Origin of the sequence: Actinoplanes sp. CA-131856, assembly GCF_050956135.1 — a bacterium.
GTDB lineage: Bacteria > Actinomycetota > Actinomycetes > Mycobacteriales > Micromonosporaceae > Actinoplanes.
Window position 1 is genome coordinate 2,296,808 of sequence record NZ_CP191849.1, and the last position, 24,216, is coordinate 2,321,023.

Consider the following 24,216-nt stretch of genomic DNA (forward strand, 5'->3'; position numbering starts at 1 on the left):
GGTCAGGAGCGCCGCAGGGGCGCGGCGTTGAAGGCGGCCACGCTGTCCGGCTCTCCGGACGAGGCGCGCTCCACCACCCGGCGCAGGCAGTGATCCAGAGCGGTGTCACCGCGCTTCCTCAAGGCGAGGAGCTCGTCGAGCGTCATGTCGGCCACGCGGACGAGTCCGGTCTCGATGGAGGGGGCGGGAGGTGGCGTCATCGTTTCTCGCTTTCGTCGCCCGTGCCGGGACGGGGATTCGGGCACACGGGTCGCCGGTGGGCCAACCAGCTTTCCGCGAAACGCACCGCTTCGCGAATGGGGAAAAGGCGACTCGCCGCCGCACCGACCATCCCTCGGCGTAGAGAGTCGTTCTTATCGTACGCGGCCTCGTAGTCGGCTCCCAGATCACCGAAATCGTGATCATCGAGCCCGATCGTTTCGTATGGTACCCACTCGCGTCCGTTTCCGGTGTGCATGACGGCCGTCAGTTGTACGACCGATGGGTGCCCCCGGCGCGACTCCGCGAGGTGGAATGCGGTGCATTTCTCGAAACCGACGCCAAGGAGCAGCACCTTTGCGCCGGCGCGTTCCAGCGCGGCCAGGGGCGAGCCGTCGCCGAGCAGCGATGCGAGGTCGTGCCGGGCCATCAGCGCCTCCGCGGCCGGCCCGGCGGCGGCGAACGAGGTCAGCGGATGCCCGCTCCGGTGGGCGCCCGGCCACGTCCGGACCCGCTCGGCGACGGCGCCCATGCCGGCGCTGGGTGTCAGGCGCGGATCGAAAGCCGGAAGGTGTTCACGGATCGTGTCCCACCACTCGGACGGGACCGCTTCGTGCGACCACCGCGCGGGATCACGGTTGTCCGGCGTCTGCGCCGGCACCACGACCGTCCCCCCTGGACCGACCGCGTCGAGCAGGGCCTGGACCACCGCGGTGGTGCCGCCGCACACCCAGCCGATGGCCCGCAGCGAGCTGTGAACCAGCAGGACGTCGCCGGTCCGGGCACCCAGGGACGTGAATTCGCGCGTGAGTGAATCACGTGTCCTCAGCGGTGTGCCGGGAGCGATCATCAATACTCCTTCCGCACCGGAACTGATGCCTTAATCGTCGTTTACCCGGCGGTCGCGGAGCCCGGTTCTGTCATCTCGCCGCACAAGTTGACGACTATTGGCATCTGGCCTTCCAATGGACTTTCAGCGTCTGGCACAACTTGACAGTTCTTGGCATCCGGGCCGGCGAACGGGGAGTCTGATTGTGGCGAGGGCACCTGAGCCGGGCATCGTCGGCGACGGCCCGCTGGGTGATCTTCTCCGCGCCCTGCACGGGCTCCACCGCGCGGCCGGGAAGCCGGGCGCGCGCCGCATCAGCGCGGCGATCCGGGGCCGGGAGGACATGCCCGACACCGTCAGCCACGAGACGATCGGCGCCATGCTGCGCGGAAGCGGCCTGCCGAAATGGGTCAAGGTCGAGTGTGTCGTCCGGCAGCTCGCCGAGTGGTCGGTGACCGGGCACGACGCCGATCAGGAGATCCGCCGCTTCCACCAGCTCTGGCTGGCGGCGGACGACGGTCCCGCGACGAACCTGCCGGCCCGTGTGCGCAACGACTTCGTCGAGCCGCGCCGGCCGGTTCCGCCGCCGGCCGCCCCGCCGGTCTCCTCCGGCGCGATGGTGAACAACGTGCCCGGCCCGGCCCTCCACTTCACCGGCCGGCAGGAGCTGCTCGCGCAGATCAGGGCGGTGCTCACCGGCCCGGCCCGGATGCCGCTCTCGCTGGTCGGGCTCGGCGGTGTGGGCAAGACCCAGCTGGCGTTGCAGTACGTCGCCCGGTGGGCGGCCGAGTACGACGTGCTCTGGTGGGTGCCGGCCGAGCAGCCCTCGCAGGCGATCGCGGCCCTGGCCGCCCTCGGTGACCAGCTCGGGCTCATCCCGGCCAACGACATGCGGCAGACCGTCCGTGACGTGCTCACCGCGCTCGAGGAGAGCGCCCTGCGCTGGCTGCTCATCTACGACAACGCCGACCAGCCGGCCGAACTGGTCGCCCTCGTTCCCGCGGTCGGGGGCCAGGTGATCATCACGTCACGCAACTACGCCTGGGCGTCGGCCGCGGGCACCCCGTTCAGCGTGGGCGTCTTCTCCCGGCCGGAGAGCATCGCCTTCATGCGCGAATGGGGTGTCACCGCCCCCGCCGACGATTGCGACACGCTGGCCGGTCAGCTCGGTGACCTCCCGCTCGCCGTCGACCAGGTCTGCGCGATGCAGGCGGCGACCGGCATGCCGCTGGCGGAATACCTGCGCTTGTTCGCCGAGCACCTGGAGGAGTTGCTGGCGGCGGGGCTCCGGCCGGGGTCGCGCACCACGACGGTGACCACGTTCGTGAGCGTCGCGGCCGGGCGGCTGCGGGCGGAGTCCGTCGCGGCGGCCCAGTTGCTGGAGGTCCTGGCGTTCATGGCGCCGCTGCCGGTGTCGCTCTCTTTGTTGCACCGGGGCCGGGACGCCGATGTGACGCTTCCGCTGGGCCGGGTGCTCTACCGCACCGACGATCTGCGCAAGCAGGCGGAGCATCTGGGCCGATACGGTCTCGTCCAGCTGGGCGGCGACGGCGAACAGCTCCAGATGCACCGGCTGGTGCAGCTGATGGTGCGCGACGGCCTCAGCGAGCAGGACGCCGCCGCCCGCCGGCTCGACGTCCATCGTCTCCTGGCCGCGGCCGATCCGCGGGATCCCGACGACTCCCGCACCTGGACGCAGCACGGCGAGATCGGCCCGCATCTGATCGCGTCCGATGCCGTGCACTCGGCCGACATCACCGCGCGGGCGGCCGTCCTCGATCAGATCCGCTATCTGGAACGGATCGGCGACTTCGAGGCCTCGGCCGAGCTGGGCCGTTCCGCCGTCGAGGCGTGGCGGGCCGATCCGGCTGCGGGCGGGCTCGGCCCGGAGCACACGCTCACCGTCCGGGCCGTCCGCCATCTGGCGAACGCGTTGCGATCGCTCGGCTCGTACGACGAGTCGCGCCGCATGATCGTCGAGCTGCTGGCGGTCCTGCGGGCCAGCCGCGAGTTCGGCCCCGACCATCCCGACACCCTCGCGACGGCCCGGGTCCTCGCCTTCTACCTGCGGCTCGCGGGGGAGTACCGGCAGGCTCTGGAGGAGGATCGGCGCACGGCCGAGGTGCTCCGCCGGCTGCACGGTCCGCAGGACACACGGACGACCGACGCGGTCGGCAACCTCACCATCAACCTGCGGTTGCTCGGCGACCCGGGCGCGGCCCTGAAGCTCGACGAGGATCTGGTCCAGACGCTGCGCCGGAGCGTCGGGGCGGAGAACGAGCGCACGCGCGTCGCCGTCCGCAACCAGGCCTGGGATCTCGTCGGCCTGGCCCGGTTCCGTGCGGCGGTCGATCTCCAGCTGCCGCACATGTCGCGGCGGAATCCCGGCGACATCGCCCTGGCCCGGCGGGCGGTCGTCGTCGGGCTGCGGAAGTCGGGGCGGATCAGCGAGGCCCTGCAGAGATCGGCCGACGACTACCGGACCTGTCAGAGCCAGTACGGGCCCGATCACCACCTCACCCTGGCGTCGATCATGACCTATGCGAACACCCTGCGGGCCGTCGGGGACGCGCTCGGGGCCCGGCGACTGGCGACCGAGGCGTTCGACCGCTACCGGCGGCTGTTCGGCCCGCAGAATCCGCTGACGCTCGCCGCCTCGGCGAACCTGGCCGTCGTCCTCCGGGCTTTGGGCCAGTGGCGGGAGGCGTACAACATCGATTCGCTGACTTACGAGCAGACGGAGCGGACGCTGGGGCCCGATCATCCCCACACGCTGGTCACGGCGATCGGGCTGGCCAACGACCTGGCGCACCACCACCTCGAGAAGGACGCCGTCGAGCTGGGGGAGGCGACGCTGGCGGGACTGCGGCGGACACGGGGTGACGAGCATCCGGAGACCTGGGTGTGCGCCGCCAACCTGGCCCTCGATCAGGGCGCGTCACGGCGGGAGGCGGTCGGCCGGCTGGCCGGGCTGCTGGGGGCCGAGCACCCCGACGTGCGGGCCGCGCTCGACGGGAAGCGGCTCGAATGCGACATCGAGCCGCCGCCCACGTAGCGGCCCCAGGCGGCGGGCCCCGGGCGGCCAGATCACGTCCACCCGCTTGCCCAGCTCACGGGCCCGGGCCACGGTGTGCGCGGTGCCGCCCCGTCCGCCGGCCTCGGTGCCGTCCCAGACCGCCACCACGACCTCGCAGCCGGCCAGCATGCGTTCGCTCGCCTCCGCGTAGCGGGCCTCCGGGGCCGGGCCGGTGCCGACCCGCGAGACCCGGTCGGCTCGTCTGAGCAGGCGCCGGGTGCGGCGGCGGTTGCCGGGCGGGCCGGGCAGGATCACCTCGAGCGTGCCGCCGAGGTCGCGGACGGCCCGGGCGAACAGGCTGTCGGCGCCGTCGGCGAGGCAGGTGACGCCGTGCACGTTGTCGTAGACGCGGAGCTGGTCGCGCAGATATCGCCTCAGGGCCAGGTAGATCGGGCGGCTCGACTCGCGGGTCAACCTGATGTGGCCGGTCACCCCGACGCGGAGCACGTTGTCGCCCATCACACCAAGTGTGCTCTGCGGACCGGTTGAGGCCCGTCGATCCGTACCACCTGGAAGCCCGCGTCGGCGAGGACGGCCGGCAGGTCACGGACCGCGGCTCGGTTCTTCTCGCGGCGCTCGTCGGGCAGGTCCGCCCAGTCGAGCAGGTACGGCGTCAGTTTCGCCCGCGCGTCGCGGGCCGGGCCGTAGCGCCAGCCGGCCGCGCGGGCCTCCCGTACCCAGCGGTCCTGCTCGGACTGCGCCAGCAACTCCACCTCGTCCCAGGTCAGTGCGAAGTCGCCGGGGCCGCTGCGGGCCACGATAGTGCAGTCGATGGCGCTGAGCTTGATGCCGATCGAGTCCGCCTGGGACCGGTTCGAGGCACGGCGCTCCTCGTCGAGCCGTCCCCACTCGACGAGGGCGGCCGGGTCGGTGGGCTCGTCGGGAAGCTCGCGGCAGGCGATGAGATAGCGCTCGTGGATCAGGCGGGCCAGGCGTTCCACGAGGTCTTCCGCGATGAGCGCGGGATCGCAGGCCGCGGCGTGCTTCGGGAACAGTTTGATCTTCCCGTGGACCTGGTCGAGCAGCCGGTGACCGTACTCGTCGCCGAAGGCGTCGGTCAGCCCGGCCAGCCGGTCGACCGGGACCAGCACGGTTCCGGCGACACGATGCCACAGCTCGTAGGCGGTCAGCGCCAGATCAAGCCCGTACTCCTCGTCCTGGTAGCAGAGGTAGGCGTCGTCGTAGGTCAGGTCGGGACGCTCGGCGAGGACGGACGGGACGTCGGAGTCGTGGGCCGTGATGGCGCACGCGTCGTCCAGGATGGTGTACCGGCTGCGCAGCGCGGCCAGGGCCGTGCCCGCCCCGGGCCGGACGAAGTCGACCACGATGCGCATGTCGGTGCCGGTGCGCCGTAGTCGCCAGTCCCGGGCCAGCGAGACGAGCAGCGCGCGGGCGAACGGCGCGTCGCCCGCGATCAGGAGCCTCGGAGCCCGGCCGCCGACCGGCTCCAGCGGCCGCTCGGCCAGCAGCACCTGCACCGCGAGCTGGTCCAGGTTGAAGAAGTCGAGGCGGAGGCCGGGGGCGGCGTCGACGCCCAGCCGGCGGGCCTGCAACGCGACGGCCCGCTCCGGATCGTGGATCTGCGCGTACACCGTCGCGTGATCGTCCAGCACCCGCCCGGCCGCGGCCGCGATGGCCACATTGGTGGCGCTGTCGTCGGTGCATGCGTAGATCACCCCGGCGTGGGCCGCGCCGGCTCCACGGAGGATGTCCGGGTCGGAGGCGTCGCCGGTGACACTCAGCAGGTGCTCGCGGCGCGAGGCCAGGGGGCCGGCCGGCTGGGTGCGGATGAGCACGGTCCGGCGCTGCGCCGTCGCGAGGTTACGCGCCAGGGCCGCCGCCGCTGTCGAGTCGCCGCAGACGATGGCGTGCCCGCGGGAGCTGCGGGCCCGGAGGCGGCCGAACTCGGCCGACAAGAGCAGCCGGGCCGCCTCGGCCAGCGCGAACAGGGTCACGGCGGGTGCGGCGAAGCGGGCGATCTGCAGCGTCGCCGGCAGGGGTGCGGTGGCTTCCTGGAGTGGATCGGCGCCGAGCACGAAGAGCTGAAGATCGAAGTAGGCGATGTTGAGAAAGGTGCGTCCCGGCAGTTGCTGCTCGACGAAGTACCGGTCGAGGCCGATGTAGCCCAGAATGAGGGCCGCGAAGGCGAGCGCCACGAACGACAACCGCACGGCTGCCGCGGTGTGGCGCCCCAGGCCGCTGGAGGCGGATCTATCGACGTTCGCCACAGCCATTACTTCATTGTGTCATCACCCGGCTACCTAAAGTGGGCACGACCGGTCCTCGCCTGATCGCCGGCCTGGGCGTACTCCATCAGGCGCAGGGCGAACAGGGAGTCGTTGGCCCGATGCCAGTTCGGCCAGTCGACACTGGGCCAACCGGAGCTCCGGCGAAGATGACGGAGCTTGCTGCGCAGGAGTCGGAACCCGTCGATCTCGGCGTCGCGCAGGTGTCCGCGCTCCAGGAGCGCCGAGGCGAGCCGGGCCACCCACGTCGATCGCCGGCGCTCGCCCTCGCGCGGTTCGCTCCGCGGGGACGAGCAGGAACCCGAGCGCGTAGAGCGCGGCGTTCCGTTCATCGCCGTACCAAGGGTGCGAGCCGAGGCCGGGCTCCTGCGCCGGCGGGATGCGCCGCCCTAGACGCTTCTCGGCCCGCCGCTGCCGCGCGTACCGGGCGGACTCGATCAGCCAGAGGCCGCGGCTGGACGACAGCGCGTCCATGGCCCGCAGCAGGGCGGCCTCGTCATGGCGAAGATTGCCCGCCACATGCTCGAGGTAGCCGAACGTGGCCTGGAAACCGAGAGGGCAGTAGCGCTCGACGCAGCCGACGAGGGCGTTGAACCGCTGACCGTGGGCCAGCGAGGGATCGCGCACTTTCCGCTCGTACGTTCCGTAGCTCACGGCTCCAACGTATCGACGCCGGCGAGCGATTATCCGCCCCCGGGCGTCGGTGGCCCTTGCGCGGACACCGATGGGGCCCTGGCCGTGCGTCTCAGGCCAGCAGGCGGATCACGGCGGCCGGGCAGCGGTCGACGGCCTGTTGGATCAGGTCGCGGTCGGACTCTGGTGGGGAGTCGGTCAGGAGGATGACGACGGCCTCTTCCGGGTCCTGGTCGAAGACCGTGGGGGCGGTCATCGCGCAATTGCCGGCGCCGATGCAGGCGTCGCGTTCGACGGCTACCTTCATGTCCACGCCACCGGGAGCTCGGCCGGGCCCCGGACCACCGAGTCCTTCTTCCAGACGATCTCCTCCAGCGGGACCGCCACGCGTAAGGCCGGCACCCGGGTTGCCAGGGCCCGCAGGACCGTGGTCAGTTCCATGCGGGCGATCTGCTGGCCCACGCAGGCGTGGGCGCCGTGGCCGAAGCCCAGGTGGGCGCCCGGCTTGCGGGTGATGTCGAAGGTGTCGCCGTCGGGGTGCAGGGCCGGGTCGCGGTCGGCCGACTGGACGGCCACCACCACGTAGTCGCCGGCTTTCAGCTGTTCGCCGTTCAGCACCGTGTCCTCTGTGGCCTGGCGCAGCAGGCCCGTGCCGACCGCCAGATAGCGCACCAACTCCTCGGTGGCCGACGCGGCCGACGCCGGGTCCGCGACCAGCTTCTCCCATGCGCCGGGCATGTTCATGAGGGCGAGCAGGCCGTACGTGATCATGGAGGCTGTCGTGTCGAAGCCGGCGATCAGCAGGGCCGCGTTCATCTCGGTGAGCTCGGTGTCGGTCAGCGGCCGGTCGCTGTCGGCGCTGTGCTCGATCATGCGGCTGAGCACATCGTCGCCGGGCTGGGCGCGGCGGGTGGCGACCGCCTCGTACAGATAGGTGTAGAGCGGGGTCAGCGCCTCGCGCAGCTGGTCGGCCTTGGTCGACGTGTCGAACAGGGCCATCGCGGCCTCGTGCAGCAGGTGCCGCTGTTCGCGCGGCACGCCGATCAGTTCGGCGATCACCGAGGTGGTGATCTCCGTGGAGAACTGGCTGTGCAGCGGGTAGGGCTGGGGCGACGCGAGCATGCGGGTGATCGCCTCGTCGGTGATCCGCTCGACCATCGGGCGCAGCTCGGCCAGCCGGCGGGCGTGCGTCACCTGCGGGGCGAAGTTGCGCCGGATGCGGACGTGCTCCGGGCCGTCCATGCGGGTGAAGTTGTCGATCGGGCCGTCCTCGGCGTACGAGGCGAGCACGTGCGCGGCCAGGCCGGGCCGGGTCGAGAAGCGGCGGCCGTCGCCGAGCACCTCCCGCACCCCGGCGTAGTCGGAGACCAGCCAGGCGTCCAGGCCGGTCGGGCAGGCCACCCGGATCATGCGGCGGCCGGCGCGCAGCTCGGCGTACTCGGGCGGTGGGTCGAAGGGCCGTTCGTCCTCGGCCGGCATCGGCATAGCAGGCAGTGACATTTCGGTACCTCCCCGTGAGAACTTCCGGCGACGACCCTACGCGACATTTACTTTGATCGATACGAGGAAATGGAAGCCGTGCGAACTGTGGAGGTCACCGCGCCCGGCGGGACGCGGTGGGGTGTGCGGGTGGTGTGGGAGCCGCGATGGCGGGTGATGGCCCGGCGCCTCGGCGGATGGCGATCGAAGCGCCGTAAGGACTTCGGGCCGGGCGACGCGGTGAGCGGCGGCGCCGAGGTGAGCAGCGAGGTCAGCCGTGCGGGCGACCTCCGCGACGGGCGAGACCACCGGGGTCGAGGTGGTCGGCTGGCGGGCCGCCCTTCGGCGGCGGGACGCGATGGCCGCCGCGCTGCGGGAGCCCCGTAGGGTCGGAGACGAGGAACGACCATGGCGTGAGGGGTAAAGCGTTGTCTACGCAGATCACTGTGGCCCGGGCCGAGCCGGGGCTGCTACCGCACTTTCCCGATGTCGTGCGACTGGCCGACGGGCGGCTGCTGGCGGCCTGGCGCGAGAGCACCGGCCACGTGAAGGCGGACGGCCGGATCCGCCTCGCCGAGAGCGCGGACAACGGCAAGACCTGGAGCGAGCCGCGTACGGCGGTGGACGGCCCCTTCGACGACCGCGATCCCAAGCTGGTCGTGCTGAGGGACGGCACGGTCCTGCTCAGCTATTTCGTGATCGAGTGGACCGAGCCGTGGCACACCACCCACGGCACCTGGGTGCACCGCAGCACCGACAACGGTGAGACCTGGGGCGAGCCCATTCTCGTGGGCACGGCCATGGCCCTGCCCGAACAGGAGCGGCGGACCTCCAAGACCTTCTCGGCCTCGCACGGCGCGGCGGCCGAGCTCCCCAGCGGCGATCTTCTCTTTCCGCTGTACGGGCGGCTGCCGGGCGAGGCGTGGATGCGGGCGACGGTGGTGCGCAGCACCGACGGCGGCCGCACCTGGCCCGCCGAGACCGAGATCCTGCTGGCGGCGGCGGACGGCGTGCACTTCCAGGAGCCGACGCTGACGGTCCTGGACGATCGGGTGATCGTGCTGATCCGCACCACCGTGGGGCACGCCTACATCGCCGAGTCCACCGACGACGGCCACACCTGGAGCATCGCGCGGCCGACCGACATGCCCGCCTCGTCCCATCACGCTCTGCGGTTGAGCACGGGCGAAGTTCTGGTCACGTACGGCGACTTGAAGCCCCGCTTCTCCGAACACCGCGACACCGTGGGCCGCATCGTCCGTGATCCCGAGAAGAGCTGGGACGGCTACGGCGACGTGCAGCTCTACGACTCCGGACACTCCGATCAGGCGAACCCGTCGAGTGTGGAGCTCGAGCCGGGCCGGTTCCTGACCCTGGGCTTCGACGTGCGGGCGGCGACGGTGGTCGCGATCATCACCGAGAAATCGGACTACCCTCAGTAACGAATGTCGGCGGGCTTGTCCGACAGGGGCAGGCCCGCGGCCGCCCACGCCTCGAAGCCGCCGATCAGGTCGGTGGCCCGCCACAGGCCCAGCGCCTGGAGGCCGGCCGCGGCCAGGCTCGAGCTGTATCCCTGACGGCAGACCACGATGATCTGCACGTCATGGTCGGTGGCCTCGGGGATCTTGTGGGGCGACGACGGGTCGAGGCGCCACTCCATCACGGTCCGGTCGATGACGATGGCGCCGGGCAGGTCGCCCTGCTCGGCCCGCTGCTTGTCGGTTCGGGTGTCGATCAGCAGGGCGCCGTCGAGGACGGCGGCCCGGGTCTCGTGCGGGGTGAGGCGGAGAAGGCCCTCGCGGGCCTTCTCCAGCAGAGCATCGATCATGCGATCTCGTAGGCCAGGTTCGGCCGCAGCCAGCGCTCGACCTCGTCGACGCTCATGCCGCGGCGGGCGGCGTAGTCGACGATCTGGTCCTTGCCGAGCCGGCCCACGGTGAAGTACCGCGAATCGGGGTGGGCGAAGATCAGGCCGGAGACCGCGGCGGCCGGGGTCATGGCGTACGACTCGGTCAGCCCGACGCCGATCTCCCGCGTCCCCAGCAGGTCGAAGAGGTCCTTCTTCTCGCTGTGGTCGGGGCTGGCCGGATATCCGAGCGCGGGCCGGATGCCCCGGAAGCGCTCGGCGTGCAGGTCCTCCAGCTTCGGCTTGGCGTCCGGCTCGAACCACTGGCGGCGGACCTGGAGGTGCAGATATTCGGCGAACGCCTCGGCCAGCCGGTCGGCCAGCGCCTTGACCATGATGGCGCGGTAGTCGTCGTTCTCCGCCTCGTACCTGGCCGCGAGATCCTCGGCGCCGTGGATGGCCACCGCGAAGCCGCCGAGATGATCACCCGAGCCGGCGGGGGCGATGTAGTCGGCCAGCGAGCGGTTGGCGCGCCCCTCCGGCTTCTGGGTCTGCTGGCGCAGCATCGGGAACTTCACCCCGTTGCCGAGCACGATGTCGTCGCCGTCGCTGTGCGCCGGCCAGAAGGCGTACCGTCCCCGGGCCTGGAACGAACCCTCCGCGATGATCTTGTCAAGCAGGGTGTTGGCGTCGTCGAACAGCTCGCGCGCCACCGGCTGCTCCAGGATGGCCGGATATTTGCCCTTGAGCTCCCAGGCCAGGAACAGGAACTGCCAGTCGATCATCTCGCGCAGCTGGGCGATCGTCGGCTGCACGTCGCGGACGCCGGTGAAGGCCGGCGTCGGCAGGTCGCCGAAGTCGACCTCCTCGCGGTTGGCCCGGGCCTGCTCCAGGGTGAGCAGCGGCTGGGCGTGCCGGTTGGCGTGCTGCTCGCGCAGCCGCTCCTGGTCGGCCCGGTTGGCCACGTCGAGCTTCTCGGCCCGGTCGGGGTCGAGCAGGTCGGAGACCACGCCGACGACCCGGGACGCGTCGAGCACGTGCACCGTCGAAGCCTCGTAGGCGGGCGCGATGCGTACCGCCGTGTGCTGCTTCGAGGTCGTCGCCCCGCCGATGAGCAGCGGCAGTTTGAGGCCGCGGCGCTGCATCTCGGCGCCCACCGCGACCATCTCGTCGAGCGACGGGGTGATCAGGCCGGACAGGCCGATCACGTCGGCGCCCTCGGCCACCGCGGTGTCGAGGATCTTCGCGGCCGGCACCATCACGCCGAGGTCGATCACCTCGTAGTTGTTGCAGCCGAGCACGACGCCCACGATGTTCTTGCCGATGTCGTGCACGTCGCCCTTGACCGTGGCCAGCACGACCTTGCCCTGCCCGCGCGAGGTCTCGACGCGGCCCTCCAGGCGGGCCTGTTCCTTCTCGGCCTCCATGTAGGGCTCCAGGTACGCCACCGAGCGCTTCATGACGCGAGCGCTCTTGACCACCTGGGGCAGGAACATCTTGCCCGAGCCGAACAGGTCGCCGACGACCTTCATGCCGTCCATGAGCGGGCCCTCGATCACCTCGAGGGGCCGCGCGAACTGCTGCCGGGCCTCCTCGGTGTCGTCCTCGATGAAGTCGACGATGCCGTGGACCAGCGCGTACGACAGGCGCTCGGCGACCGGGGCCTCGCGCCAGGACAGGTCGACCTCGCGCTGCTTGCCCTTGCCGGTGACCGTGGACGCGAACTTGACCAGCCGGTCGGTGGCGTCGGGCCGGCGGTCGAAGAGCACGTCCTCGACCAGCTCCAGCAGATCGGCCGGGATGTCCTGATAGACGGCGAGCTGACCGGCGTTGACGATGCCCATGTCGAGGCCGGCCTTGACCGCGTGGAACAGGAAGGCCGAGTGCATGGCCTCGCGGACCACGTCGTTGCCGCGGAACGAGAACGACAGGTTGGAGATGCCGCCGCTGGTGCGCGCGCCCGGGCAGCGCTCCTTGATCAGCGGGAGGGCCTCGATGAACGCCTTGGCGTACCCGTTGTGCTCGGCGATCCCGGTCGCGACGGCGAGGACGTTCGGGTCGAAGATGATGTCGTCCGGGGCGAAGCCGGCCACGTTCACCAGCAGGTCGTACGCCCGCCCGCAGATCTCCACCTTGCGATCGCGGGTGTCGGCCTGGCCCTGCTCGTCGAAGGCCATCACCACCACGCCCGCGCCGAAGTCACGGATCTTGCGGGCGTGCTCCAGGAACGGCTCCTCGCCCTCCTTGAGGCTGATCGAGTTGACCACGCCCTTGCCCTGCACGCACTTGAGGCCGGCCTCGAGCACGCTCCACTTGGAGCTGTCGATCATGACCGGGATGCGGGCCACCTCGGGCTCGGTGGCGATGAGGTTGAGGAAGGTGGTCATCGCCTGCTCGCTGTCGAGCAGGTCGGCGTCCATGTTCACGTCGAGCAGGTTGGCCCCGCCGCGCACCTGATCGAGGGCGACGTCGACCGCGCCCTGGTAGTTGTCGGCCTCGATGAGCCGGCGGAACTTGGCCGAGCCGGTGACGTTGGTCCGCTCGCCGATCATGACGAAGCCGGTGTCGGGGCCGATCGCGAACGGCTCGAGACCGCTGAACCGGGTGGTCTCGGCCGGCGGGTTGATCACGCGCGGCGTCGCACCGCGAGCCGCCAGGGCGATTTGCCCGATATGCGCCGGAGTCGTTCCGCAGCAGCCGCCGACGATGTTGACGAGGCCGTCGTCGATGAAGCCCTTGACCAGCGCGGCCGTTTCCGCCGGTTGCTCGTCGTAGCCACCGAACGCGTTGGGCAGGCCGGCGTTCGGGTGGGAGGCCACGTAGACGTTCGAGAGGCGGGCCAGGTCGGTCACGTGCGGGCGCATCTCGGTCGCGCCGAGCGAGCAGTTCACGCCCACGACCAGCGGCTCGGCCCGCTCGATGGACCGCCAGAACGCCTCGACGGTCTGACCGCTGAGGGTACGCCCGGACAGGTCGACGATCGTCACCGAGATCCACAGCGGGAGGTCGGGCGCGACCTCACGGGCGGCCGCGACGGCCGCCTTGGCGTTCAGGGTGTCGAAGATCGTCTCGATCAGCAGCAGGTCGACGCCGCCCTCGGCCAGGGCCGCGATCTGCTCGGCGTACGCCGCCTTGACCTGGTCGAAGGTGACCGCGCGGTAGGCCGGGTCGTCGACCTTGGGCGACAGGGACAACGTGACGTTCAGCGGGCCGACCGAGCCGGCCACGAACCGCGTGCCACCGGCCTCGTCGGCCGCCTGCCGGGCGAGCTGGGCCGCCTTGACGTTCATGTCGCGCACCAGGTGCTCCAGGCCGTAGTCGGCCTGGGCGATGCTGGTCGCGGTGAACGTGTTGGTCGTGGTGATGTCGGCCCCGGCGGCCAGATATTGCCGGTGGACGTCGAGAATCACGTCGGGCCGGGTGAGGATCAGCAGATCGGGGTCGCCGGTCACGTCCTGCGGGTGATCGGCCGGGATCATGTCACCGCGGTAGTCCTCGGGGCCGAGCCCGGCGCCCTGCAACATCGTGCCCCAGGCGCCGTCGAGCACCAGGATCCGCTCGCCGAGCAGACGCTTGAGCTCCGCGACACGCTCGTTTCTTTCCACACCGACCACCTCCGTGGTTACAACGGAGGCGCCCTTGGTCGGATTGCACCGAGCGAGCGTGGCGGGGATCACTCCCCGTTGCAGCGCCTCTCGCTTCGGACCACCCAAGTTACCGCAATCTCATTTCGCGTCGGCGTATGCGCCAACTGTTGAGACATCGAGCGGGAAGCGCACCGTTGTGTCCCCGAAAAGCATCCTGCCCGCCTTGGCGGCGCTTTCGTGCACGGCCGCCACCACTCGTTCCGCTTCCTCGGCGGGGCAGTGGACGACCACTTCATCGTGCACGAAAAGCACGAGCTCGGCCCTGGTTCCCTCCAAAGCCGTACGCAGTGTGGCGAGCAACACCAGCGCCCACTCGGCCGCCGTCGCCTGCACGACGAAGTTGCGTGTGAAGCGGCCCCGGGCCCGGCCGGACGCGCCGCCCAGGGGCTGCTCGGTCTCGGGCGGGTCGAGCCCCGCGTCGTCGCCCCAGCCGGCCGACGAGGGCGGACACGTGCGGCCCAGCCAGGAGCGGACCAGACCCCCGGCCTCACCCGTGCGGGCGGCCGCCTCGACGTAGTCGAAGGCGACCGGGTAGTGCCTGCGCAGGACGGCCAGGGCCGGGATCGCGTCGCCGCCGGTCTGGCCGTACATGGCCCCGATCAGCGCGACCTTGGCCTTGGCCCGGTCGCCGTCGAACGAGTTGGCGGCCAGCGCGGCGTAGAGATCGGCGCCCGCGCCGGCCTCGGCGAACCGCCGGTCGCCGGACATCGCGGCCAGCACCCGCGGCTCGAGCTGACCGGCGTCGGCCACCACGAAGCGCCAGCCCGGATCGGCCACCACGCCCCGGCGCACGGACTTGGGCACCTGGAGGGCGCCACCGCCGCGGGCGGCCCAGCGGCCGGAGACGACGCCGCCCGGAACGTATTCGGGCCGGAACCGGCCGTCGGTGACCCACGCGTCGAGCCACGACCAACCGTGCGCTGTCCAGATGCGGTAGAGCTCCTTGTATTCGAGCAGGGGTTTCACGGCCGGATGGTCGACGCGGCGGACCACCCAGGCCCGGGTGTTGGGGATGTCGACACCGGCCCGGGCGAACGCCTTGACCACCTCGGCCGGGGAGTCGGGATGGAGCCCGTGCACGCCGAAGGCCGCGTTGATCTCGGCGGTCAGCTCGGCCAGCCGGCGCGGCGGCCCGACCGCCTGGGGCGGGCCCAGCAGCTCGCGCAGCAGCTCGTCGTGCAGGTCGGCCCGCCAGGGCAGCCCGGCGTGGCCCATCTCGGCCCCGACCAGGGAGCCGGCCGACTCGGCGGCCACGAGCAGCCGGAACCGGCCCGGGTGTTCGGTCTCGCCGACCCGGCGCAGCTGATCGGCATAGACCTCGGAGATCGTCGGAAGAACCTCGAAACCGGCGGCCGGCGGCGGCGCGAACGTGTCGAACAGAGCGCCCTGGGTGAGGCCGGGCGGATCGGGCAGGCGCGCCGGCGGATCGACCGGGACGGGCAGGCCGTGCAGGCGGGCCCGGGCGGCGGCCAGCGAGCGGGGAGCGCCCCAGCGGCCGGCGTGGCCGAGCAGGAGCGCCTCGGTGAGCTCGAGATCGTGACAGCGGGCGACACGGACGCCGGCTTTCAGCAGTCCCGGATAGAACTCGGCGGTCGACGGCCACACCCAGCGCGGCGCGTCGGCGGCCTCGCGCGCCGCGATCGCGGCCGGCAGATCGGCGGCACGGACCGGCGGACCGGCGGGTGATCCGTCGGCCCGCAGCTCCTGAAGGGCCCCCGACGGGTCCACCGCTACCAGCACGTGGCCATTCTCGCTAAGGGGTACGACACTTTTCGCCGCGGGCGAGCGGGAAGATGATGCTCATGACAGAGACCCTCACCGTCAGCGTCCTCGGCACGGGCATCATGGGCGCCGCCATGGCCCGCAATCTGGTCAAAGGCGGTTTTACCGTACGGGTGTGGAACCGCACCCCGGAGCGCGCGCAACCCCTGGCCGCCGACGGGGCCCGGGTCGTGACCACCGTCGAGGAGGCCGTGCGCGGGGCCGACGTGGTGCTGACCATGCTGTTCGACGGCGCCGCGGTGCGCGAGGTCATGCGTGAGGCGCAGTTGGCGCTGTCCGAAGGCCAGATCTGGGTGCAGTCGACGACGGTGAGCCTGGATGACGTGGACGAGTTCGGGGCTTTTGCGGCTTCCCATGGCCTCACCTACTACGACGCTCCCGTGCTCGGGACGCGGCAGCCCGCGGAGGCCGGGCAGTTGACCGTGCTGGCGGCGGGTCCTGGCGACAAAAGAGACGAAATCGCGCCGGTGTTCGATGCCGTTGGCGCAAAAACCGTGTGGCTGGACAATCCGGGTGAGGGGACGCGGCTCAAGCTGGTCGCCAACAGCTGGGTGCTGGCCCTGACCCACGCCGGCGGCGAGGTGCTGGCCCTGTCCGAGGCGCTGCACGTCGACTTCGGCAAGTTCCTGGAGCTGATCCAGGGCGGCCCGCTCGACAACGGCTATCTGCGGGCCAAGACCGACCTGGTGCGGGCCGACAGGCTGACGCCGGCCAGCTTCGCGGTGAGCACGGCCGGCAAGGACGCGCGGCTCATCGTCGAGGCGGGCCGGCGTCACGGCGTACGGCTGGACCTGGCCGAAGCCGGCGCCGAACGCTTCCGCCGGGCCGAGGAGAAGGGACATGGGGACGCGGACATGGCCGCGTCCTACCACGCGTCCTTCTAGTTCTCGCTGCTGCGGGCCCAGAGGTTGATGCCCGACTCGGTGGCGTACTTGTCGATCTCGGCCAGCTCGTCCGGGGTGAACGCCGTGTTCCGCAGGGCCGCGACGTTCGCCTCGAGCTGGGCCACACTGCTGGCGCCCAGCACCACCGAGGTCATCCGCGGGTCCCGCAGCGACCAGGCGATCGCCATCTGGGCCAGGCTCTGCCCGCGCCGCTGCGCGATGTCGTTCAGCGACCGGATCTTGCCGAGGTTCTCGTCGGAGAGCAGGTCGGTCGAGAGCGACTTGTGCTCGGCGGCACGCGAGTCCGCAGGGACACCCTTGAGGTAGCGGTCGGTGAGCATGCCCTGGGCCAGCGGCGAGAAGGCGATGCAGCCGGCGCCCACCTCCTGCAGCGTGTCGAGCAGGCCGCCCTCGATCCAGCGGTTCAGCATCGAGTACGACGGCTGGTGGATCAGCAGCGGCGTGCCCAGGTCACGCAGGATCGCGGCCGCCTCGGCGGTCTTCTCCGGCGAGTAGGACGAGATGCCGACGTACTGCGCCTTGCCGGCCCGAACGGCGGCGTCGAGCGCGCCCATCGTCTCCTCGAGCGGCGTCTCCGGGTCGAAGCGGTGCGAGTAGAAGATGTCGACGTACTCGAGGCCCATCCGCTTGAGCGACTGGTCGAGCGAGGCCGTCACGTACTTGCGCGAGCCCCATTCGCCGTACGGTCCCGGCCACATGTCGTACCCGGCCTTGGTCGAGATGACCAGCTCGTCGCGGTACGGGCGGAAGTCCTCGGCCAGCAGCCGCCCGAAGTTGATCTCGGCCGAGCCGTACGGCGGTCCGTAGTTGTTGGCCAGGTCGAAGTGGGTGATGCCGAGGTCGAAGGCCCGGCGCAGGATCGCCCGCTGGGTCTCCAGGGGCTTGTCGTCGCCGAAGTTGTGCCACAGACCGAGCGAGACGGCGGGCAGCTTCAGCCCGGAACGCCCGGTCCGGCGGTACTCCATGGTGTCGTAACGATCGCCTTCGGCGGTGTAGCTGGTTGGCATGGTCCCACCCTCGTCCCTCGGTGATCAAAGGTCCAACAGAGGAAAGCGCTCGGATTGAGCACCTAGACTGATCAATCATGGAGTTGCGGCACCTGGAGTACTTCGTCGCGGTGGCCGAGGAGCGCCACTTCACCCGCGCCGCCGAGCGCATGCGGGTGGCGCAGTCGGGGCTCTCCGCCTCGATCAAGGCGCTCGAACGTGAGCTGGACGCCGAGCTGTTCGTGCGGCACACCCGCCGCGTGCGGCTCACCGACGCCGGGCGCGCCCTGCTCACCGAGGCGAATCGTACGCTGGCCAGCGCCGCCGCGGCCCGGGAAGCCGTCGCCGCGGTGCGCGGGCTGGTGCGCGGCAGCCTCACCGTCGGCACCGAGCAGTGCCTCGGCGTGGTCGACCTGCCGCCGCTGCTGGCCTCGTTCCGCCGGGCCCATCCCGGGGTGGAGATCAGCCTGCGCTACTCGGGGTCCGGGCACATCGTCGACGAGATCCGGCAGGGGCGGCTCCACGTCGGGTTCGTCGCGCTTCCCGGGCCAGCTCCCGAGGGCGTACGGCTGGAAGCGCTGGCCACCGAGGAGATGTTGCTGCTCACTCACCCGGACCACGTCCCGGCCGATCGTGACCCGTCCGCCCTGGCCGGTGAGGACTTCGTCGACTTCAGCCCCGACTGGGGCGCCCGCAAGGTGAACGATCAGCTGTTCGCGCGGCACGGCGTCGACCGGCGGATCTCGGTCGAAGTGAACGACGTCCATACATTGCTAGACTTCGTGCACCAGGGACTGGGGATCGCCGTCGTGCCGGCGCCGGTGACCCGCAAGACGCACGCCTCGGGCCTGCACGTGGCCCGGCTCACCGCCGGCGCGTCATGGCAGGTCTCGGTGGCCCTGCCCGCCTCGGCGCCGCCCGGGCCGGCCGCCGCCGAGTTGTTACGCATGATTTTTTAGCTGCACAGCCATCCGCGGGCGGCGCCGCTGACGAATCATCCCCATGAGGGGGCGCAGATGGTGACGCCGGTGCTGGATGTCGAGGCGCTGCTGGTGCGGGTGGCGCAGGGCGACGAGAGCGCCTTCGCGCGGCTCTACGACCTGGTCGCGCCACGTGTCTACGGGCTCGTGCGGCGGGTGCTGCGCGATCCGTCGCACGCCGAGGAGGTGGCCCAGGAGGTGCTGGTCGAGGTGTGGCGGCGCGCGCCGCAGTACGACCCGGGCCGGGGCACGCCCACGGCGTGGATCTTCACGATCGCCCACCGGCGGGCGGTCGACCGGGCCCGCTCCGAGCAGGCGGCGACCGACCGCACGATCCGGATCGGCATCCAGGCCGTCGACACCCCGTACGACACGGTGGCCGACGAGGTCGCGACGCGTCTCGAACGGCGGCAGGTGCGGCACTGCCTCGACGGGCTGACCGAGCTGCAACGGCAGGCGGTCACCCTCGCGTATTTCCAAGGAAACACCTATCCCCAGGTGGCCGAGCTGCTTGGGGCGCCCCTCCCTACCATCAAGTCACGGATGCGCGACGGGCTGGCCCGGCTGCGCGACTGCCTGACGACGGGGGCGACGGCATGAGCGCCGACGTGCACTCTCTGGTCGGCGCGTACGTGCTGGACGCGGTGGACGACCTGGAACGGGTCGCCTTCGAGCGGCACCTGCGCGAGTGCGAGGACTGCCGGGCCGAGGTGGACGAGCTGCGCGAGACCGCGGCCCGCCTGGCCGACACCGCGTGGTCGGCGCCCCCGCCCTCGATGCGCGCGAACGTCCTCAGCGAGATCAGCACCACAAGGCAGGAGACGGCGGTTCCCGTACGCCCGGTCCGGCCCCCACGCCGGCGTCATCTGGCGGCGGCGGCCGCGGTGCTGGTGGCGGCGGCCGGCGCCGGGGCCACCGTCTACGTCCTCCAGGATCAGCGGGTCAAGGACGAGCGGGCCGTCGCCGAGGCGGCGCGAGCCTCCGAGGAGCGCGTCCGCGCGATCCTGGCCGCGCCCGACCTCCAGGTCCGCGAGCAGACCCTGACCAGCGGTGGGCGGGTGACCGTGGCGTCCTCCAAGCTGACCGACGCCGGCGTCATCATGCTGGCCGCCACCGCCCCGCCGGCCGACGGGCGCGTCTACCAGCTGTGGACCATCCGCGACGACGATCCGACCTCGGCCGGTGCGCTCGGCGCGGGTCAGGCGGCGACCGTACGCATCGTCCCCGGTCTGCCCGCGTCGAACGCCGTGGGCGTGACCATCGAGAACGCGCCCGGGGCGACCACGCCGACCACGCCGCTCGACGCCCTCGTACAACTGTGAAAATTCTTTGTGCCTTGAGCCAACCGATCCTCGTCGATCCGCCGTCGGATACGCAGGACATCGACAGGAGCGGGGATGCCGAGAAGAACGGACAGCGAATACCTGGCCTTCGTGCACGGCCGGGTGAAAGGGCTGCGGCGCACGGCATATCTGCTCTGCGGTGACTCGCATCAGGCCGACGACATCGTGCAGGAGACGCTGACGAAGCTCTACACGCGATGGCCGTCGATCAGCCACGTGGAGAACGTCGACGCGTACGTGAACACCATGCTCGTGCGGGTCTTCCTCGACGAGCGCCGCCGCGGCTGGTGGAAGGTCGCCCTGCTCGACTGGTTACCGGACCGGGCCCCGGCCCCACCGGTCGCTGTCGACGACCAGTCGGTCGTACGAACGGCGCTGATGCAGTTGCCACCGCGGCAGCGGGCCGTCGTGGTGCTGCGCTACCTGTGCGACCTGCCGGTGAAGGAGGTCGCCCAGCATCTGGGCTGCTCCGAGGGAACCGTGAAGAGCCAGTGCGCCCACGCGCTCGACAAGCTGCGCCTCGTATTCGACTCGGCCGCCCTGGACCGGCTATGAATCTTGGAGAGAACGACATGAGCGAGGACGACCGGGCGGTCCGGATCCTGCGGACGATCCCGGACGAGCCCCCGGCCCCATCGCAGATCGACATCCCGCGCACGATGACCGAGGGCCGCCGCCGGCGCCGGGGCCGCCGCTGGTCGGGCGGGGTGGCCCTGGCCGCGGTGACGGCCGTGGCGGCCGGAGGCGGAACGGTGGCGGTGGCCGCCATGCGCGACGAGCCGCCGGTTCCGGCGCCTTCCCCCTCAGTGATGGCGGTGGCACCGGCGCCGGCGCCGGCCTTCCCGAGAGACTGCAAGGTGACGTTGCTGCCCACCGGCGACGTGAAGAAGGCGACGGTCAGCGCGGGCGACCCGAGCGGCCACTACCTGACCGGGCGGGTCTATCCGCCCAAGCTGAAGGTGCACACGGTCATCTGGAAGGACGGCGTCCTGCAGAACCGCCCGTCGATGCCCGGCGCCGACGGGGCGTGGGGCGACATCAATTCCTCCGGCGTGGCCGTCGGATACAGCTTCACCGGGGACGACACCCGGGCGTACGTCTCCACGGGCACCACGGTGACGCCACTGCGCGGTGGTCGCGCCTCGGCGTCCGCCATCAGCGAGACGGGCCGGATCGTCGGCTCCCTCGGCGAGCTGTACCAGGGCGTACCCGTCACGTGGGCGTCACCCACGGCGGCACCGACGCGGTTGGCCATGCCGGCGGGCTTCCTCACCGGCGACGCGTCGGCGATCGACGAGAGCGGCACGATCGTGGGCACGGTGGCCAAGGAGAACGGCGAGGGCACCGGATATCTCTGGAGGCCGAACGGCTCCGGGCGCCTGATGCCGCTGCCCGAGGTCGAGGACGTGAAGGCCACCTACTTCTGGCCCGAATCGGTCAGCAACGGCTGGATCTACGGCCGGGCGGTCCGCGACAGCGCGGACGGCGGCAGCCGCACCTTCGCCTCCTACCGCTACAACATCGCGGCCGGCAAATACGAGGAGCTCGACATCGCGCTCGGCCCGGCCGTCATCGGCGCCGCCAACGGCTGGATGCTGGCCACCACAGGCCACTTCGAGCCGATCATCATCGCCGGCGAGAAGGTCGTCCAGCTCCCGCGCTACAACAAGATGAAGGAGTACGTCACCAGCGCCCTCAGCGCCGACGGCAAGGTGGCCGCGGGTTACACCACCGACACCACGGCGACCGAGCCGGTGGCCAACCGCCCTCTCATGTGGACCTGCCGCTGACACAGCGAAGCGGGCGGCGTCAGAAACGCCGCCCGCGCTCGCCATGTCGATGGAGTCAGTCGGTGGTGTTCTCGCGGAGCCACGTCAGGACGGCCAGGACCCGTTTGTTGGTGGGGGTGGCGCCGTCGCTGGTGATGTTCAGCTTGGTGAAGATGCGGCGGACGTGGTCCTCGACCGTTCGCTCGGCCAGGGACAGGGTGGCGGCTATGCCCGCGTTGGAGTGGCCCTGGGCCATCAGCCTCAGCACCTCGCGCTCCTGGCGGGTCAGCGAGGTCAGTGGGCTCTCGCGGATCGCCGGGCGCAGCAGACGGTCCACGAAGGAGCGTCCCAGCACCTGCTGGCCGGCGACCAGGCGGGCCAGCTCGACGCTGAGGTCGTCGACGTCGACCTCGTCCTTGCGCAGATAGCCGATGCTCTGCTCGAAGTCGCTGATCAGGCTGATGGCCTGGTCGGTGGCCGTGTAGGCGGACAGGATGAGGATGGCGGTCCCGGGGAACTCCTGTTTCACCGCGCGGGCCAGCTCGATGCCGCCCTCGTCGCTGTCCGCGGTGAGCCGCACGTCGATGACCGCGATGTCGACCGGACGGGCCCGCATCCCGTCGAGCAGCTCGCCGCCGGTGGCGACGTTCACGGCGACCTCGATGCCCTTGCTCTCCAGATAGGCCGCCACCGCCGTACGGAAGACCGCGTGATCGTCCACGATGGCGATCGTCAAGCCTGGCATGTCGGCTCCCTTGCTGGGCCGTGGGTTCGCCCGTAGCGTACTACGTGGGAAACCACGTAGCACCCCTCCGTGGTTCCTGGCGGGAGGAGCCGATGATGCCGCGAAGACGGAAGATCTGACCATGTCGGCGGGGTGGATCCTCGCGGTCACGGTGACGGCCGCGGCCGGCGGCGTGGTCAGATATGCCCTGCACCTCTGGGGCGAGCGCGCCCGATACCGCCACGAGCAGATCTTGGAGCGACAGCGCCAGACGTACGGTCTTCGCGTGCTCCGCCAGCCGGCAGCCACCGATGTCAAGATCGTCGCCCTGCTGGCCGGCATGTCGCCCAGCGGTGGCGCAGCCGATCCGGGTGGAGCGATCGAGCTGCCGGCCGCCGCCTTCGGCGGAGCCGCCGATTTGGGTGGGCCGGTCGAGCTGCCGGCCACCCTTAGCGGCGCAGCCGAGTCGGGTGGGGCGATCGAGCTGCCGGCCATCCTTAGCGGCGCGGCTGGTTCAGCGGGTGCGGTCGAGGTTGCGGCTGGTTCAGCGGGTGCGGTCGAAGTCGCGGCCGGTGAGGATCAGTAGGAGCGACAGCACCGGGGCGGCGATTTCCGGGCCGGCGCCGATGGGCGCGTGAGGGAGCCGGTGCACGGTGACGCCATCGGGGTGGGCGATGTCGCTGATGTCCGACAAGGGCGGGATCCCGGGAGAGACGATGCCCTCGTCGAGGTCACTCGAAGAACTTCAGGCTGAAGCCGGTGTCGGCGGTGGGGCCGGGGACGTTCGCCCGTGAGTACGTCGAATTGCCCCACCAGACGAACGTGCCGGTGTACCAGTATCGGTTCTCCCAGGCGTACGGCGTGCCCTTCGCGACCGCGTGGTACAGGAACGGGAAACGCGGGCCGGCCGGTGGGCTGGTCGCGATGTCGCCGTTGAGCAGGGCGAACGTGTGGTGGCCGGGGCCGTTGACGGAAAGCGTGGGATCCCAGCCGGGCATCATGGTGGCACGGTTCGAGCCGAAGAGGCAGCCGTTCGACTTGTACCAGTCCCAGACGTACGTGGGGTCGCCTCCGGCGCGCAGTCGCAGGTCGGCCAGGCAGTACTGGTCGCTCCAGCTGCCGTTCGCGGAGTAGACGATGTGCAGGCGGCCGGCGGGGTCGCGGATCGGCTCCGGGCCCTCGTTGATGAACGGGTTGCCGACCACCCGCTCCCAGCCCTCGCGCGGCTGCGAGATGACGTAGCGGGCGCCCGTGGCGGCGTACGGACTGCTCATCTTTGCTATGTAGATGTTCTGCTCGACGTTTGTGTCGCCGGCCCATCCGGACCACACGAACCAGCGCTGCCCGTTGAAGACGAACATGCTGCCGTCGATGGCCCACTTGTTGTCCGGCAGCGCCACCTGGGTCTCGCCGCCGTAGCCGGTGGCCGCCGACGCCGAGCTGATGACGTACATCCGATGGGCCGAGGCCCGCCCGGCCGAGAAGTAGATGTAGTAGCGGCCGCCGTCGAGCACGATCTCCGGCGCCCACACCTCGCCGAGGTTGCGCGTGTCGGTCCAGACCGTGCGGGCCGTCGCGGTGGCGACTGCTTCGGGCGAGGTTCCTTGGCGTACGGCTATGCCGCCACCCGTCGACTGGACGCCGACGTAGGTCGCGCCGACCCGGATGACGCTCGGATCGGCGGCGCGCAACGGCGTCCGGGCGGCCGACGCGGGCGTCGCGACGCCGAGCACGACCGCGATGACGACAACGACGAGAAGCCTCATGGCTCGA

The 24,216-nt window shown here is 71.0% G+C and carries 23 protein-coding genes; 10 read left to right on the forward strand and 13 right to left on the reverse strand.

Annotated features, from left to right (window positions below):
* Positions 1–2 precede the first annotated feature (2 nt).
* Together ACQP2X_RS11045 and ACQP2X_RS11050 are read right to left on the reverse strand one after the other, a co-directional pair.
* On the reverse strand, positions 3–200 hold the full coding sequence (locus ACQP2X_RS11045) for an FxSxx-COOH-like cyclophane-containing RiPP peptide (protein ID WP_498696120.1): 198 nt from the start codon (positions 198–200) through the stop codon (positions 3–5).
* Positions 197–1,048 carry an AAC(3) family N-acetyltransferase gene (locus ACQP2X_RS11050; protein WP_498696121.1) on the reverse strand — a complete coding sequence of 284 codons (852 nt, stop codon included), beginning with the start codon at positions 1,046–1,048 and terminating at the stop codon, positions 197–199. The genes ACQP2X_RS11045 and ACQP2X_RS11050 overlap by 4 nt, the downstream gene beginning before the upstream one ends.
* 184 nt (positions 1,049–1,232) lie before the next feature.
* On the opposite strand from ACQP2X_RS11050, the gene fxsT reads away from it, so the two are divergent.
* Positions 1,233–4,082, forward strand: coding sequence for an FxSxx-COOH system tetratricopeptide repeat protein (gene fxsT / locus ACQP2X_RS11055; RefSeq protein WP_498696122.1), 2,850 nt, complete (start codon positions 1,233–1,235; stop codon positions 4,080–4,082).
* Here the strand turns inward: fxsT and ACQP2X_RS11060 are convergent.
* The 5 genes from ACQP2X_RS11060 to ACQP2X_RS11080 form a co-directional block, all read right to left on the reverse strand.
* Positions 3,966–4,562, reverse strand: a complete 597-nt coding sequence (locus ACQP2X_RS11060) for a hypothetical protein (RefSeq protein ID WP_498696123.1) — start codon at positions 4,560–4,562, stop codon at positions 3,966–3,968. The two genes, fxsT and ACQP2X_RS11060, sit on opposite strands and share 117 nt — an antisense overlap.
* Complete coding sequence (locus ACQP2X_RS11065) at positions 4,562–6,331, reverse strand: NAD-binding protein (protein ID WP_498696124.1); 1,770 nt, start codon at positions 6,329–6,331, stop codon at positions 4,562–4,564. The genes ACQP2X_RS11060 and ACQP2X_RS11065 overlap by 1 nt, the downstream gene beginning before the upstream one ends.
* Positions 6,332–6,360: 29 nt before the next feature.
* Complete coding sequence (locus ACQP2X_RS11070; protein ID WP_498696125.1) at positions 6,361–6,681, reverse strand: hypothetical protein; 321 nt, start codon at positions 6,679–6,681, stop codon at positions 6,361–6,363.
* Between the two features lie 413 nt (positions 6,682–7,094).
* The gene (locus tag ACQP2X_RS11075; RefSeq protein WP_498700917.1) at positions 7,095–7,289 is read right to left on the reverse strand and encodes a ferredoxin; all 195 of its coding nucleotides are present in this window, start codon (positions 7,287–7,289) and stop codon (positions 7,095–7,097) included.
* A complete protein-coding gene (locus tag ACQP2X_RS11080; protein ID WP_498696126.1) occupies positions 7,286–8,482 on the reverse strand; it encodes a cytochrome P450 in 1,197 nt (398 codons plus the stop codon). Before ACQP2X_RS11080 ends, ACQP2X_RS11075 begins: the two co-directional genes overlap by 4 nt.
* 256 nt (positions 8,483–8,738) lie before the next feature.
* On the opposite strand from ACQP2X_RS11080, the gene ACQP2X_RS11085 reads away from it, so the two are divergent.
* Positions 8,739–8,885 carry a hypothetical protein gene (locus tag ACQP2X_RS11085; protein ID WP_498696127.1) on the forward strand — a complete coding sequence of 49 codons (147 nt, stop codon included), beginning with the start codon at positions 8,739–8,741 and terminating at the stop codon, positions 8,883–8,885.
* A gap of 4 nt (positions 8,886–8,889) precedes the next feature.
* Positions 8,890–9,903, forward strand: a complete 1,014-nt coding sequence (locus ACQP2X_RS11090) for a sialidase family protein (RefSeq protein WP_498696128.1) — start codon at positions 8,890–8,892, stop codon at positions 9,901–9,903.
* On the opposite strand, the gene ACQP2X_RS11095 is transcribed toward ACQP2X_RS11090, so the two are convergent.
* The 3 genes from ACQP2X_RS11095 to ACQP2X_RS11105 all read right to left on the reverse strand — a co-directional run bounded on the left by ACQP2X_RS11095 (position 9,897) and on the right by ACQP2X_RS11105 (position 15,694).
* Positions 9,897–10,289, reverse strand: a complete 393-nt coding sequence (locus tag ACQP2X_RS11095) for a rhodanese-like domain-containing protein (RefSeq protein WP_498696129.1) — start codon at positions 10,287–10,289, stop codon at positions 9,897–9,899. The genes ACQP2X_RS11090 and ACQP2X_RS11095 overlap by 7 nt on opposite strands.
* The gene (gene metH / locus ACQP2X_RS11100; RefSeq protein ID WP_498696130.1) at positions 10,286–13,912 is read right to left on the reverse strand and encodes a methionine synthase; all 3,627 of its coding nucleotides are present in this window, start codon (positions 13,910–13,912) and stop codon (positions 10,286–10,288) included. The genes ACQP2X_RS11095 and metH overlap by 4 nt, the downstream gene beginning before the upstream one ends.
* Before the next feature lie 120 nt (positions 13,913–14,032).
* The gene (locus ACQP2X_RS11105) at positions 14,033–15,694 is read right to left on the reverse strand and encodes a bifunctional 3'-5' exonuclease/DNA polymerase (RefSeq protein WP_498696131.1); all 1,662 of its coding nucleotides are present in this window, start codon (positions 15,692–15,694) and stop codon (positions 14,033–14,035) included.
* Positions 15,695–15,756: 62 nt separating this feature from the next.
* Between ACQP2X_RS11105 and ACQP2X_RS11110 the strand changes: the two genes are divergently transcribed.
* The gene (locus ACQP2X_RS11110; RefSeq protein ID WP_498696132.1) at positions 15,757–16,620 is read left to right on the forward strand and encodes an NAD(P)-dependent oxidoreductase; all 864 of its coding nucleotides are present in this window, start codon (positions 15,757–15,759) and stop codon (positions 16,618–16,620) included.
* Here the strand turns inward: ACQP2X_RS11110 and mgrA are convergent.
* Complete coding sequence (gene mgrA, locus ACQP2X_RS11115; protein WP_498696133.1) at positions 16,617–17,648, reverse strand: L-glyceraldehyde 3-phosphate reductase; 1,032 nt, start codon at positions 17,646–17,648, stop codon at positions 16,617–16,619. The genes ACQP2X_RS11110 and mgrA overlap by 4 nt on opposite strands.
* Before the next feature lie 77 nt (positions 17,649–17,725).
* Here mgrA and ACQP2X_RS11120 point away from each other — a divergent pair, with 77 nt between their 5' ends.
* From ACQP2X_RS11120 to ACQP2X_RS11140, 5 genes are all read left to right on the forward strand, one after another.
* The gene (locus tag ACQP2X_RS11120; protein WP_498696134.1) at positions 17,726–18,586 is read left to right on the forward strand and encodes a LysR family transcriptional regulator; all 861 of its coding nucleotides are present in this window, start codon (positions 17,726–17,728) and stop codon (positions 18,584–18,586) included.
* Between the two features lie 69 nt (positions 18,587–18,655).
* Positions 18,656–19,207, forward strand: a complete 552-nt coding sequence (gene sigK, locus ACQP2X_RS11125) for an ECF RNA polymerase sigma factor SigK (protein ID WP_498696135.1) — start codon at positions 18,656–18,658, stop codon at positions 19,205–19,207.
* Positions 19,204–19,929 carry an anti-sigma factor gene (locus ACQP2X_RS11130; RefSeq protein ID WP_498696136.1) on the forward strand — a complete coding sequence of 242 codons (726 nt, stop codon included), beginning with the start codon at positions 19,204–19,206 and terminating at the stop codon, positions 19,927–19,929. The genes sigK and ACQP2X_RS11130 overlap by 4 nt, the downstream gene beginning before the upstream one ends.
* A gap of 75 nt (positions 19,930–20,004) precedes the next feature.
* On the forward strand, positions 20,005–20,505 hold the full coding sequence (locus tag ACQP2X_RS11135) for a SigE family RNA polymerase sigma factor (protein ID WP_498696137.1): 501 nt from the start codon (positions 20,005–20,007) through the stop codon (positions 20,503–20,505).
* Between the two features lie 17 nt (positions 20,506–20,522).
* A complete protein-coding gene (locus ACQP2X_RS11140) occupies positions 20,523–21,740 on the forward strand; it encodes a hypothetical protein (protein ID WP_498696138.1) in 1,218 nt (405 codons plus the stop codon).
* A 55-nt stretch (positions 21,741–21,795) separates the two neighbouring features.
* Here ACQP2X_RS11140 and ACQP2X_RS11145 read toward each other — a convergent pair whose 3' ends face one another.
* A complete protein-coding gene (locus ACQP2X_RS11145; RefSeq protein ID WP_498696139.1) occupies positions 21,796–22,464 on the reverse strand; it encodes a response regulator transcription factor in 669 nt (222 codons plus the stop codon).
* 121 nt (positions 22,465–22,585) lie between these two features.
* Here ACQP2X_RS11145 and ACQP2X_RS11150 point away from each other — a divergent pair, with 121 nt between their 5' ends.
* Positions 22,586–23,029 (forward strand): hypothetical protein, encoded by a 444-nt coding sequence (locus ACQP2X_RS11150; protein ID WP_498696140.1) that lies wholly within the window; start codon positions 22,586–22,588, stop codon positions 23,027–23,029.
* A gap of 145 nt (positions 23,030–23,174) precedes the next feature.
* On the opposite strand, the gene ACQP2X_RS11155 is transcribed toward ACQP2X_RS11150, so the two are convergent.
* Positions 23,175–24,209: a glycoside hydrolase family 43 protein gene (locus tag ACQP2X_RS11155; RefSeq protein ID WP_498696141.1), complete on the reverse strand. Its 1,035-nt coding sequence runs from the start codon at positions 24,207–24,209 to the stop codon at positions 23,175–23,177.
* Positions 24,210–24,216: the final 7 nt, after the last annotated feature.

Excerpts from the sequence above, each read along its gene's own strand:
- ACQP2X_RS11145 (WP_498696139.1), bottom strand. The coding sequence starts at position 22,464 with ATGCCAGGCTTGACGATCGCCATCGTGGACGATCACGCGGTCTTCCGT.
- ACQP2X_RS11120 (WP_498696134.1), top strand. The coding sequence starts at position 17,726 with ATGGAGTTGCGGCACCTGGAGTACTTCGTCGCGGTGGCCGAGGAGCGC.
- ACQP2X_RS11060 (WP_498696123.1), bottom strand. The coding sequence starts at position 4,562 with ATGGGCGACAACGTGCTCCGCGTCGGGGTGACCGGCCACATCAGGTTG.
- ACQP2X_RS11150 (WP_498696140.1), top strand. The coding sequence starts at position 22,586 with ATGTCGGCGGGGTGGATCCTCGCGGTCACGGTGACGGCCGCGGCCGGC.
- ACQP2X_RS11075 (WP_498700917.1), bottom strand. The coding sequence starts at position 7,289 with ATGAAGGTAGCCGTCGAACGCGACGCCTGCATCGGCGCCGGCAATTGC.
- ACQP2X_RS11140 (WP_498696138.1), top strand. The coding sequence starts at position 20,523 with ATGAGCGAGGACGACCGGGCGGTCCGGATCCTGCGGACGATCCCGGAC.
- ACQP2X_RS11095 (WP_498696129.1), bottom strand. The coding sequence starts at position 10,289 with ATGATCGATGCTCTGCTGGAGAAGGCCCGCGAGGGCCTTCTCCGCCTC.
- ACQP2X_RS11130 (WP_498696136.1), top strand. The coding sequence starts at position 19,204 with ATGAGCGCCGACGTGCACTCTCTGGTCGGCGCGTACGTGCTGGACGCG.
- ACQP2X_RS11070 (WP_498696125.1), bottom strand. The coding sequence starts at position 6,681 with ATGAACGGAACGCCGCGCTCTACGCGCTCGGGTTCCTGCTCGTCCCCG.
- ACQP2X_RS11050 (WP_498696121.1), bottom strand. The coding sequence starts at position 1,048 with ATGATCGCTCCCGGCACACCGCTGAGGACACGTGATTCACTCACGCGC.
- ACQP2X_RS11135 (WP_498696137.1), top strand. The coding sequence starts at position 20,005 with ATGCCGAGAAGAACGGACAGCGAATACCTGGCCTTCGTGCACGGCCGG.
- ACQP2X_RS11045 (WP_498696120.1), bottom strand. The coding sequence starts at position 200 with ATGACGCCACCTCCCGCCCCCTCCATCGAGACCGGACTCGTCCGCGTG.
- ACQP2X_RS11080 (WP_498696126.1), bottom strand. The coding sequence starts at position 8,482 with ATGTCACTGCCTGCTATGCCGATGCCGGCCGAGGACGAACGGCCCTTC.
- ACQP2X_RS11110 (WP_498696132.1), top strand. The coding sequence starts at position 15,757 with ATGACAGAGACCCTCACCGTCAGCGTCCTCGGCACGGGCATCATGGGC.
- ACQP2X_RS11155 (WP_498696141.1), bottom strand. The coding sequence starts at position 24,209 with ATGAGGCTTCTCGTCGTTGTCGTCATCGCGGTCGTGCTCGGCGTCGCG.
- mgrA (WP_498696133.1), bottom strand. The coding sequence starts at position 17,648 with ATGCCAACCAGCTACACCGCCGAAGGCGATCGTTACGACACCATGGAG.